The organism is Sporocytophaga sp. (genome assembly GCF_017745095.1).
In the GTDB taxonomy this organism is placed as follows: Bacteria; Bacteroidota; Bacteroidia; order Cytophagales; family Cytophagaceae; genus Sporocytophaga.
Genome location: NZ_JAGHZZ010000003.1, coordinates 302315 through 315633, shown reverse-complemented (window position 1 = coordinate 315633; position 13319 = coordinate 302315). Strand labels below are relative to the sequence as shown.

Annotated in this window: 4 protein-coding genes and 1 pseudogene; 2 read left to right on the top strand and 3 right to left on the bottom strand. The window is 38.0% G+C overall.

What is annotated here, in order from left to right; translation table 11 throughout:
• Positions 1-9: 9 nt before the first annotated feature.
• From J7604_RS06510 to J7604_RS06500, 3 genes and pseudogenes are all read right to left on the bottom strand, one after another.
• Positions 10-705, bottom strand: coding sequence for a YjjG family noncanonical pyrimidine nucleotidase (locus J7604_RS06510; RefSeq protein WP_293892875.1), 696 nt, complete (start codon positions 703-705; stop codon positions 10-12).
• A 7-nt stretch (positions 706-712) separates the two neighbouring features.
• Positions 713-1042, bottom strand: a pseudogene (locus tag J7604_RS06505) (ferredoxin); the annotation flags it as partial.
• Between the two features lie 62 nt (positions 1043-1104).
• Positions 1105-1506, bottom strand: coding sequence for an ArsR/SmtB family transcription factor (locus J7604_RS06500; RefSeq protein WP_367113554.1), 402 nt, complete (start codon positions 1504-1506; stop codon positions 1105-1107).
• 163 nt (positions 1507-1669) lie between these two features.
• Between J7604_RS06500 and J7604_RS06495 the strand changes: the two genes are divergently transcribed.
• Complete coding sequence (locus J7604_RS06495) at positions 1670-3547, top strand: ATP-binding protein (RefSeq protein ID WP_293892872.1); 1878 nt, start codon at positions 1670-1672, stop codon at positions 3545-3547.
• 160 nt (positions 3548-3707) lie between these two features.
• Positions 3708-13316 (top strand): gliding motility-associated C-terminal domain-containing protein, encoded by a 9609-nt coding sequence (locus J7604_RS06490; RefSeq protein ID WP_293892869.1) that lies wholly within the window; start codon positions 3708-3710, stop codon positions 13314-13316.
• Positions 13317-13319: the final 3 nt, after the last annotated feature.

Sequence of the window (13319 nt, the reverse complement as noted above, 5' to 3'; positions counted from 1 at the left end):
TATAAGGTTTTATAAAACTTTATAAAGCTCGCTTAGGCAGGCAATTTCGTTTTCAGGTACAAATGAATTGGATTTTTGTTTAGGATTAAACCAAATATAAGCCATCCCTGCATTCATTGCTCCTGTTACATCAGCATCCCAATCGTCACCGATCATAATGCTGTCGCTATTGGTTGCACTGGTTACTTTAAATGCATAATCAAAAATCTTCACATCAGGTTTTTTAAATCCGCAGATTTCTGAATTAATGACAATCGGGAAATATTTGCTAAGCCCTGAGGTTTCCAGCTTTATATGCTGCGTTTCTTTGAAACCGTTGGTGATTATATGTAGCTGATATTTATTTTTAAGATATTCAAGAACTTCGAGGGCAAATGGAAAGACATTTCCCTTGGCAGGACAAATAGAAAGAAATTGTTCATTGATTTTTTCAGGAACAAATTTCTCAGAAAGCCCTAATTTATTAAAAGTCAGAATAAATCTTTTATCCCTGATGATTTCCTTTGTTATAATGCCTGCATTATAGTCTTTCCAGAGAGATTCGTTGATCTCCGTATAGGCTTCAAAGAAATCATTACAGGAGAAGGAGTTGAATGAATGCATCTGATGCAGTTCATACAACTCAGTTAATGTTTCAAAACAATTTTTATCGAAATCCCACAAGGTATGGTCCAGATCGAAAAAAATGTGTTTCAGGTGATTCATAAAGTATTTAGAAGTTTAACTTAAGACGCTCTACTGGCCTGTCGTTTACAATATGCTCTTCAAATATCTCTTTAACATCCTCAGGTTGAACATTGCCATAAAAAATACCTTCAGGATAAACCACTACTGCTGGACCGAAAGCGCAAACGTCAAAACATCCGGCTCTTTGAGCTCTTACTTCAGAGTTGAGTTTATTGTCTTTTACAAGTTTTTTGAATTCTTCAACCAGTTCCATTCCGCGTTTTTCGCCGCAGCATTTTTTTCCTTCTTCTTTCTGGTTGGTGCAAATAAATATATGTTTTTTATATTTCATCCCGGTATAATCCTGTTTTAGGAGTTGTTTTTTTAGAAATTTATTTTTTGTGGAAGATAATCAATAAAATAAATAAAATTTGTCTTCTAAAGTTCAGGCAGGTGATATATTTTTAGCTTGTTGTGTAATTTCCTGACTGCAAGTTCGTTGTTGGAGTAGAGCGTTCTGTATTCCTCCTGATCTTTAAGAAGCAATGGGTCTTTTTCAAGAAAAGTAAATAGCTGAGCAATTATTTCATAGTAAGTTTCATTGATGAAATAATATGCCCACTGGTCTACCTTCTTGTATCTCAGCACTCCGGAATTCTTAAGGGTACCTAATTGACGGCTGGTCTTGGTTTGAGTAAAATCAAGAATGAGTTCCAGATCTGAAATGCACATTTCTTTATTCCTGAATATGAGATTCATGATCCGGATTCTGGATTCGTCGCTGAAGGCTTTGAATATTTCGGCGCCGATTTTGAGGTCAAAATGTTTAAGACGAATCATAAATTTTAAAATACAAATTTAAATAAAAGGACGCTAATTGAATATAACGATGATCTTTTCGATTAAATATAAAAAGTTGACTAGCAGAAATTTATTTTTTGATGTATCTAGCATTTAGAAATTACGTAAAGAGGTAAAGAAAGAGAAGACCCTGAAATTTAAGATGAGAAAGATTGTTTTGATAGCTTTTCTGATTTCACTTATAGGCAGTATTGGATATGTATATGCCTTGCCCGTGGATTCCGTAAAAGTTGTTGTGATTGATGAGAAGGATAAACCTGTTTCAGCTGCTAAAGTCTCAATCGAAGGAAGCAGATTTTTTTTAACTAATAAATCCGGAATATTCAAATTCAGGCCCGCTAAGGAGCTTGAAATGCCTATTAAGGTTGTTCTTGACAAAGCAGGCTTTGTCATTGATGAATTTATTTTTTACGAAGAAGATAAAGAAATTGAAATAAGGGTTAAGAAGAATGAATATTTCCTAAAGGAACTTGTCGTAAAACTTTTAAATGATTCCGGCTCCGTTATGGCAAGTCACATACTTGAATATGCCGGGGAGGAATATCACACTGATAAAAAGGGAATTGCCAGAATTCCTAAAAAGAGGTTTGTCCCTGAAGATTTCATTGTTGATGGTTATAACCTCGATAAAATAAACTTCGCGGAAAAGGAACAGATTTATGTATTAACCTTGAAGCCTGAAGTTGTTGAACAGCCAAAGACTATTTTAGCTGACAATACTAAAGACACAATGACTATTGAGACCATCATGACTCTAACCCAGGAGCAGTTGGATTCTTTAATTTTTGATCAGTATAAAGAAGAGTTTGAAAAGATATCTGCTGAAATAGTTGAAGAGCGCAGGAGACTAGTTGAAAGCAATACCAAAATCAGGGATGAGATTGATCATATAACCAACAAACTGAGAAATGAGAAAAATCTGACCGATGAACAAAGACAGGAATTACAGAAATATGTAGGTAAGCTTGAAAGATCTCTTATTGAAAACTCTCTTGCCTACAATAAGGCCGAAGAAAAGACAATGTCTTTTATTGAGCGCCTTAAGTTTATCATCATGCAGAAGGATTCTATCAATTACATTGCGATAAAGAAACTTCAGGCCGCTGAGAGGCAGAGAATACAGGCAGAGAAGAAGGCCAAAAGAACGATCATAATTTCCAGTATTATTGCAGTTGCCTTACTATTGCTTGCTGTGGTATTCTATTCAATTGCAAGGAAGATGAGAAGGCAGAAAAGACAACTTGAAATATCCAATGAAGAATTGGGTAAGATTAAAGATACGCTGTCTGAGAAATTAATAGAAAGTGATAAACAGAAAGCTATGATAGAGGAGCAGAATCAGCAGCTAGACATGTTTGTGTACAAAGCGTCTCATGACATCAAAGGTCCTTTGAAATCACTTCTTGGTCTTTCTAAACTGGGGCTTACCAGTGTGAAAGATGAAAATTCATTGGAGTTATTTACACACATTCATAAGAGTATTACCAAACTGGATAAGCTGGTTTCAGATCTATTGTTCCTATCGAAGGCGAAGAAGGTTGAAATTAATAACTCAAAAATTAATGTAGGCGGATTGGTGCAGGAGGTAGTGAATAGCTATAAAAACATTGAGGGATATGGAAATGTAAATATTGATATTGATATTCCTGATACAATCGACTTCACTTCTGATTATAACCTGTTTTATTCTGTAGTTCAGAATTTTGTGGAGAATGCGATCAAATATGCTGACAACAGCAAAGGCGATAAATACCTTAAAATAAGTGCCAGTTCAGATGATGAAAAGACTGAGTTCAGATTTGAGGATAACGGGATGGGGATTGAGCCCGAGCATCTGCCTAAGATATTTGATATGTTTTATAAAATAAGCGAAAACTCAGCAGGTTCAGGTCTTGGCTTATATATAGTCAAATACAATGTTGAAAGACTTGGCGGTATTATAAAAGTAGAAAGCGAATTGAATAAGGGGTCTGTTTTCGTACTTGAATTTAAAAAAACTGCTGAATTGGTTCTAAATTAAAATCAGGCTCGGAAACTGGGATGGGGCATACTTCAGCTATTCCATGAACTGATTAATAAATATTAAGATCTGTACTGACTAGCTCAATACAGATCTTAATTATTTTCAAATATTTATATTTAAGTCACATTTTAACTGATTGGAAAATAATCATACAAGCATGAAAGCTTTGGTATGTACTAAAATATCGAAGCCAGTCGGTCTGGCATTTCTTATTTTCTTTTTTCTTGTTTCCAACGCAAGAGGGGCAAACTTTTATTTTGTTTCGGGAGGGAATTGGGAAACTCCTTCAAATTGGGTAACCGATGCTTGTGGTGGTTCAATGACAGCTTCCTCAATTCCCCAGTCTACCGACAATGTATTTATTTGTGCTGCAGTTATCCTCAATTCAACGGTTACTGTAAATAATCTTACGATAAATAATGGGGGAAATCTGAGTTTTGCAGCATCTACAGCCAGTGATTTGACAGTTTACGGAAATCTAATTGTAAATTCCGGAGGAACTTTTCAGGTGGTAGCGGGGACTTTACAACATATACTTAAAGTTGCAGGATCATTTACCAATAATGGATCGGTTGATTTCTGGAAGAGTACTACAAGCAATGTCGTTATGCATTTCAATGGTAATACTAATACAGTAGTATCTGGCGGCGGGGTTTGGAATCTATATAGTATTGTAATGAACAAGGATACAAAAGATGTAGCCTTTGAAGTTCAGGCTCCTGAGTTTTTTACAAACTTTAATTCAGGAGCCTGGACACTTACTAAGGGAACCTACTTTCATAATAACGCCCAGACTTTGAATCTTCCCGGATCCGGAAATTTTACTATTAATACCAATACTATTGTTAGAGTCGGAAATGGTACTTTAAATATTGCTCCTAGCGGAAACGAACTTGTGCTTGAAGGTGGACTAGAAATTACGGGGGGGATTGTTAATGTTGGGAATACAAATGGTAACTCTCCTAATAGTTTGAGATATAGGCAATCTGTAAATATTCCATATATTAATATTACAGGAGGATTTTTAAATTCATTTCAAGGGATAAATTCCTTTGCTGATGATAATACTTCTCGTTTCCAATTTGACATGACTGGAGGAACGGTAACTTTAAATACAGGTTCCTCTCGACCAACTAGGGAAACTTTCAGAATTACTGATGTTGCTAACAGTTCATTTAGTATGTCAGGAGGAATTATATCTATTGGAAGACATAATAATGGACTAAACAGATCCGACTTTGCTGTATGCGGTACTAATGGAACTGTTAATTCATCAGGAGGAACAGTTCAATTCGGAACGACCACATCCTCAGTAGCTGAATCTTATACATTTACTCCATTTCCCAATGATACTCTTCCGAATTTTAAAGTTTCAGGACCAAGCGGTGTGAATATAACTCTTAGACCTTCCAGTTCTGGAAATTTTCGACTTCTCAGCTTATATATTGATGCTGGTAAAACATTTGATGTAAGTTCTACAGGCGATGTAAACGATGGTCGTACCATGACTTTGACAGGCAGCAATCTTAGTGGTCATGCTTTTTTTGATAATAACAATGAAGCAACAGATCACTTTCTTTATAGGCAAGGAACGGTTGTGATAACAAGTAGCGCAACAATCCGAACAAATGCTGCCGCCGATACTTCTTATAGAAGGTTTTATAATCTCAGTATTGCTTCGCCTGAAAATACGATTAAATTGACCAGTGGTTTTGGAGTGGGCAGGCTTTTAACATTTAATGGAGGAACACTGGACGCTCCTTTAAGAAATATTTATTTATATGATAGTAATCCATTGTCTATCACAAACGGAAGTGTGATTACTCTTTCTCATCTGATTTTTAATGGAGCACAAGCACAGGATCTTCCTGGGTATAATTACAACTGTTCTATTATGGCGCAGGCAAATGGAACTCAAATTAAACAACAGGGTAAAGTTACCTGTCGTAATCTGAAAATTAATGGCAATCGGATTCCCGGAAATGGTGTTTCATATATAATAGACAACAGTGATAGTTTAATTGTAAGGGAAGATATTGATATTGGTTGTTCTGGTTGCACCGCGTCTTCAAATGCAGATTTTAATTCAGCAAAAATAAAAATCGATGGAAATTTTAATCTGAATACCAATAGTTTGGTAAATGCTATGACGTCCACTATCCACGTAGCGAAGGACTGGAACAATACTAGTACGCCTCCTGCTGTAGGTTTTAATGAAGGTTCAAGTACAGTCTTTTTTACCGGTAGCGGAAAAAATCAGATCAAGTGTACTCAATGTACAGCATCAAGTCCTGAAACATTCAACAATCTTGGAATAAATAAAGAGGGAAGGGATACTTTACTTACCACCGTGCGTGTAAATAATTTACTTTCTTTCACAAAAGGATATTTTATTTCTACTTCAACAAACAAAATGGTAGTCGGACCAAGTGCAACCGTTTCCGGAGCTTCTGACGCTAGTTTTGTTGATGGTCCTGTTCAGAAAATCAATGCAGGAACATTTGATTTTCCGATTGGTGATAGTAGTAGATACAGGCCACTGGGGATTTCCCCGACAACTACCGGAAGTACATTTACTGCAGAATATATTAAAGGGCCAGCCCCTCAACCAACATATAGTTTCACCACAAAAGCATCAGGTCTACTATTTGACGTAAGTCAATGCGAATATTGGACTTTAAATAGAGATGCAGGCTCAAACTCTACTAGAGTGAAGTTATCTTATTCTTCAACAAGTTGCGGTGTCTCTGAATATGCTACATATAAAGTAACTAATTGGCAAGCTCAATGGATTGACCTTGGAAGAGGGGGGCCAAACACTAGTGGAAATGCATCCGCAGGATTTGTTGAGAATTCCTCCGCAGTGTCATCATTTGGTATATTTACCCTCCTTTCTTGCCCGAAACCCACAGTAACAGTAATTGGTGCTACAACCTTTTGCCAAGGTAAATCAGTTACACTTACATCCGAGTATCCAACTACCAACGTCTGGGCTCCGGGGGGGCAGACAACTAATGCTATCACTGTTACAACTTCAGGAACCTATACCGTTACGGCTACTACTTCCGCCGGTTGTACTGCGACATCTCTACCTATTAATGTTATTGTAAATGCTTTGCCGGCCCAGCCAACCACTACGACATTTTCTCCAAGTCCGCTTTGTGACTCGGCAATTGTAACACTTACAGCTACTGGTCCTGCAGGTATTAGTGATTACAGATGGTATGACGATAATGTAACTGCAACATCCTTTGCAGGGGGACCTTCTTATACAACACTTACTAAAATAAAAGCCAACAGACAATATTATGTTACTTCACGTGATGGCAACGGATGTGAAAGTACTCCAAGAACAGTCGTGAATGTAAGTATAACCAACTCCCCTGTGATACCGGTAGCAACGGATAAATTCATTTGTGACCCCGGAGAGATTATATTATCGGCAGGTGGTTCTACTGGAGGCTATATATGGTATGATGTTTCTTCGGAAGGAAGCCCTGTATCTTATGGTTCCAATTTTGTTATTCCTAATCTTACCGCAACTAAAACTTACTATGTTGCAGCTTCGGCTTCTGGTTGCGAGAGTGGAAGACTTAAGGTAACCGCAAATCTTTATACACGTCCTTCAAGCCCGATTGGGATTCCGGATTCAATTTGCGGAGGTGGACCTGTCACTTTAAAAGCTACAGGTTCGACATCAGGTTATAAATGGTATAAAACATCTGGAACAGCAACTGTTGAGACAACTACAGCTTCCTATACTACTCCGAGTTTAACGGCCACTACCCCCTTTTATGTAAGTGCAATGAGCCCTGAAGGTTGTGAAAGTGGAAGCAGGACAGAAGTTTTGGCAAAAGTAAAAAAGATTCCGGCATTGCCTATAGCTGTAAATGGAACACATTGTGGACCAGGGCCAGTGAATCTTTCCGTATCAGGAGTGACCGGTAGTTATAAGTGGTATAAAGATAATACGGATCTGGCAATTCTTTCAAGTTTAGCCTCATATACTCCTAACATAAGTTCAACTACTACCTATTATGTTTCTTCGGATTCTCTAAGTTGCATGAGCAGCAGAATTCCTGTAGTTGCAACTATATTTCCTCAACCGGCATTGCCAACCGGAAGTGATGTGGCTAGGTGCGGTCCAGGAAGAGTTACACTTGTAGCTTCAGCTTCTACGACTTCATTCAAATGGTATCTTGATTCTACAAGTACTTCTGTTAAGGGAAATTTATCAACTTATAATACGGATTCGATTTTAACGAATACTAAATATTATGTTGCATCTTTTAGCACAGATGGCTGCGAAAGTAATGGAAGAACAAAGATTAACGCTATTATAAATCCGCTTCCTTCTTCACCATCTGTAAAAGATGGTTATAACTGTGGTCCGGGACCAGTCGACCTTGAAGCTTCCGGATCCGCAAATGAATTTATTTGGTATTCAGAAGCAGTAAATGGAGACTCATTATTTACTGGTACTAAATATAAAACAAAGTCACTTATTAGTACTACGGATTTTTATGTTCTTGGCAAAAGTAGTCTTGGCTGCTTAAGTACAAATAAAACAAAAGTGACGGCAACGATTAAAGCAATTCCTGTAGAACCAACTACTACCGATAGCTCAAGATGTGGTCCGGGAGATGTTGTTCTTTCTGCAAAAGGCTCATCGGAAAATAAATATAAGTGGTATACTTCTGAAATTGGCGGTTCTCCAATTGACAGCCTGGAAATATTTACGGCCAAAAATTTAACCAATAGCCAGACTTATTATGTAGCCTCTCAGGAAGATGGCTGCCAGAGCAATAGAGTTGATGTCTTTGCAAATATCCTTCCAAAACCTTCTCTGCCTTCTGCAATTGATAGGGAAAGATGCGGACCGGGAAGTATAGTGCTCTCTGCATCTTTGCCTAATTCGACATTCAAATGGTATCTTGACTCTATAAGCACTGTTGTTCAGGGAATCTTGCCAACTTATACTACCGACTCGATTTTAACGAATACTAAATATTATGTGTCATCTGTAAATATTTATGGCTGTGAAAGTGATGGAAGAACAAAAATAAATGCGATCATAAACCAACTCCCTTCTTCACCAACTGTAAAAGACGGCTCTAATTGCGGGCCGGGAACAGTTGATCTTGAAGCTTCTGGAGGGGCAAATGAATTTATTTGGTATTCAAAAGATGTAAATGGTGATTCTTTGTTTAGCGGTGCTAAATATAAAACTCAGTCCTTGTCTACTACCACTCATTTTTATGTTCTTGCAAAAAGTAATCTTGGTTGCTATAGTGCAGCCAAAACAGAGGTTACTGCAACTATTAAAGCAATTCCGGGAGAACCTACTCCTATTGATGGTTCAAGGTGTGGTCCTGGAGATGTTGTTCTATCTGCAACAGGATCATTAGAAAATAAATATAAATGGTATACATCTGAAAATGGAGGTTCTGCACTGGACAGTTTAGAAAGCTATGCTGCGAAAAATCTCAGTGCGAATCAAACTTATTATGTTGCTTCACAGGAGAATGGATGTCAGAGTAGTAGGGTAGGCGTATTGGCAACTATCAATCCGATACCGTCCAAGCCTATTGCAGTAGGTGACTCTAGCTGTGGAAGAGGAGATTTGGATTTACTGGCTTCCGGAGCTTCTGATTATTACTGGTATTCTGATGCGTTATCAGCGATAAAGCTTGATTCCGGAGCAGTTTTTACAGCGCAGGATATTAGTGCTACTCAAAATTTTTTCGTTAGTGCTGTGAGTGATAAGGGATGTGAAAGCAGCGACAGAACACAGGTTCAAGCTCTTATTTTGGATATTCCTGATGAACCAACTGCTAAAGATACGGCTAATTGTGGCCCTGGATCAGTGAAACTTATAGCATCAGCTTCTGCAGGAACATTTAAATGGTATGATACCGGAAATAATGAAATAGGAAATCAGCAGGAGTTGCCCACAGGAATTATAGATTCAGATTCTATATTCTATGTTTCATCTATAGTAAATGGTTGTGAAAGTATTAAGAAACCTGTATTTGTTACTATAAACCCAGTTCCTCCAATTCCTACAGTAAAGGATACAAGCATCTGTGGTGTGCATAGTGTAACTCTTATCGCTTCAGGAAGCCCAGATACTTATCGTTGGTATAATAAAGAAGATGATGATAGTTCAATGGCTGTGAATGAGGGAGATAAATTTTTATCATCAATTTCTTCAACTGTTTCTTATTATGTCTCTTCTATTAGTAGTCAGAAATGCGAAAGTCAAGAAAGGGCAAAAGTAACAGTTTCTTTTACTAAAAATCCGGAGGCTCCTGTTTCGGTTCCTAAATATCGCTGCGGACCAGGTCCAATAGATCTTTCAGCATCCGGTCTTTCTCAAAATTATTTATGGTATACCAGTAAAGACTCTTTACTGGGTAATGAACAAATCTACAAAGCTCTGAATGTAAAATCGGACTCTGTATTTTATGTCGTTTCCGATAGCGCAGGATGTGCAAGTTCCAAAACGCTGGTGCAGGCATTCATTAAACCCTTGCCGCCTGCTCCAACAACTAAAGATACAGCGACGTGTGTTGCTGGAAGCATGACACTTTCTGCTTCCGGATCTCCGGAGTCTTACAAATGGTACAATGGTCAGGACGTTTTATTGGAAGAGAATCAGTCTATTACAATTAATAGTATTTCCCAGACTACCACATTTTATGTGGAATCGAGTCTTAACGGATGTGCAAGTGAAGTAAAAACTCCTCTCACTGTCACGCTGAACTCCATTCCTCCTGCTCCTCAAACTAATGTATCCCCCGTATGTGGAGGGGGAAAGGTGGCTTTATCCGCCTCAGGCTCTGTTGGTAGCTATTATTGGTATGAAACTGAAACGAGTACAGTAGAACTTAAAAATAGCCCTGATTATCTCACCGATTCTTTATCTGCTTCCAAACTTTTTTATGTTTTGGCAGAAAAGGACAATTGCAAAAGTGAGCGTGTACCTGTTACAGCATTGGTAAATCCTTTACCAGATGAGCCATTAACTGTAGGTGATACAATTTGTGATAGTGAGACCACTTTAATACTAAAGGCTAGTGGTAATTTCGAAGACTTTATATGGTATGCATCTTTAGCTGGTAACGACTCTCTGGGATCCGGCAATTCTTTAACTGTAAATTTAAGTTCTACATACACCTATTATGTAGCTTCTCTGGATAACAAGGGATGTAAAAGTAGCAGAACTCCGGTGTTAGCACTTGTAAATCCTAGCCCTATTAAACCTGTAGCTATAGGAAGCGAAAGATGTGGGCCTGGTCCAGTAATCCTTTCAGCTTCAGGTTTTGATGAATATAAATGGTATGAAACAGAAAATGGAAGTCCTTTTGCAAATCACAATGATACGCTGGAAGTAAATTCGGTAACGGAAAATAGATCATACTATGTTACCTCTATTGCAAAGGGATGTGAAAGTCAGGAAAAGACGAAAGTAGATGTAACTATTAATCCCTTACCATTAAAACCAGAAGGGGTAGAGAACTCCGTGTGTGAAAAAGGCAGTGTCCTTCTTTCGGCTAAAAATTCTCCGGATAAGTATTACTGGTATACTGGTAATTCAGATACTGATATTCCTGTTGATACTACTCTTGCAGATTATAAGACTCCTTCTATAACTGCTACTACTAAATTTTATGTGAGCTCTGTGGATGTTATTGGTTGTGAAAGTGATAAAACAGAAGTAACAGCATATGTGAAGCCCTTGCCTGAAGCACCGATAACGATTTCAGATTCCGCATGCATTAATACAAGGGCGATGATTTTAAAAGCGGAAGGTATTGCAGAAAACTTTAAGTGGTATAGTTCAGATACAAGTTCAATATCGATTAATGAAGGTAAGACGTTTAGTATTACTAATTTACCAGTTACCACTTCTTATTACGTTTCTTCGGAAACGGAGGGATGTTCTAGTTCAACCAGAACTATTGTTACTGCTATAGTAAAATCTCTACCTGACAAACCAGTTACTATAAATGATACGATTTGCGGAGGTGGTAACGTTGAATTAAGGGCAATTGCATCAGGAGCAGATTCATTCATTTGGTATAATGGAGGAATAGAACTTGTAAATGAGCATAATGATACTTTAGTAATTAATATAACAAAGAATTCGGTATTTGCAGTTGCTTCCTATTTTAATGGATGCGAAAGCTCTGAGAAAACCGATGTTTTAGCTATTGTAAAACCATTCCCTCAACTTCCGGTTCCAGAAAATGGATTCAGCTGTGGTCCTGGAAGGGTAACACTCAATGCCACTGGGGACACAGGGAACCTTTTATGGTACAAAGCAAGTGAAGGAGGGCTAAGTGCTGGTACAGGAGAAGTAATTGTGACTTCCTATCTTGAAAAGGATACTACATATTATGTTACATCAGAGTCTCAGGGGTGCGAAAACGCAACCAGGGTTGCAGTGAAGGCAGTTATAAAAATCAAGCCGGAAGTTCCTCTAACGGAAGATCTAAAAATCTGCGGGGCGCAAACTGTCACATTGGTAGCTTCCGGAGCTCCTACAGATGGAGAATATTTGTGGTTCGTTCCGGATTCAAGTGAAGTCAAGTATTCCGGTGCAGAATATCAAATCAATGCAAATGCGACTATGACCATGAACGTAGCTGTTGGTTTGGACGGATGCAAGAGCGAACGTGTACCTGTAACTGTAAAAGTAGATACTATCCCAGCTGTTCCTTTTACTGCTGATGTATCAAGATGCGGAGCCGGCGAGGTAAAACTACAGGCCTCTGGATCCACAGGACTTTTTAACTGGTATGGAACTAATAGTCAGGAAATAATTAGCACAGGTAAAGAGTTTGATTTAGGTAATCTGATTGCGAGTACTTCCTATTTCGTTTCTTCTTTTGATGAGAATTGTGAAAGTCCTAAGGTTGAAGTCAAAGCCATAGTTAATCCGGCTAGTATAGCAGGTACGCTGGAATCACCAGCAACAGTAGTATGTAATGGGACCAATTCTGGTACTATTACAGCAGTTGGAGTTGAAGGAACTGTTAAATCGTGGCTGGTTTCAGGAAATAATTTTATAACAGCATCTGCAAAAAATTCCGGAGAAAAGGAATTGGAGTATAACAACATTTCAACTCCTACCGGATATAAAATAATTGTGCAAAATGGTAATTGTCCTGCAGATACTTCAGATGCATTTATCTTATCTGTTGATAATTCTCCTATGACAATAGGTGGTACATTGCTATTAGAAGACAGCACTGCTTCTGGAGGTGTGCTTAAGCTTGAAGATTATACAGGAGATATAGTACGTTGGGAGTCCAGCAATGATGGAATTACATATGCACCAATGGTAAGCACAGATTCTTTATACAAATTTTCAATAAGGTCAATTGATAATTTTTACAGAGCAGTTGTGAAATCAGGAACGTGTCCGGAAAGAACTTCAGAAGCATATTACCTTGGGGAGTTTTTGAAAATGAAGATATACACTTCCTTTTCGCCTAACGGAGATGGTATCAATGATTCCTGGTTTATTGACGGTATTGAGGCTTACCCGGATAACAAAGTCCATATTTTCAATCGTTGGGGGAATCTTGTTTATGAGGCAAACGGATATGATAATAACATTAAAGTATGGAAAGGTACAGCAAACACGGGTATGCTTCTTGGAAATGATAACACATTGCCAGATGGCACCTATTTCTATAATCTGGATTGGGGAAAAGGCAAAAAGCCTTCAACTGGATATGTCGTTATAAAAAGATAAAGA

Coding starts and splice junctions, on each gene's coding strand:
- J7604_RS06510 (WP_293892875.1), bottom strand. CDS start 705: ATGAATCACCTGAAACACATTTTTTTCGATCTGGACCATACCTTGTGG.
- J7604_RS06490 (WP_293892869.1), top strand. CDS start 3,708: ATGAAAGCTTTGGTATGTACTAAAATATCGAAGCCAGTCGGTCTGGCA.
- J7604_RS06500 (WP_367113554.1), bottom strand. CDS start 1,506: ATGATTCGTCTTAAACATTTTGACCTCAAAATCGGCGCCGAAATATTC.
- J7604_RS06495 (WP_293892872.1), top strand. CDS start 1,670: ATGAGAAAGATTGTTTTGATAGCTTTTCTGATTTCACTTATAGGCAGT.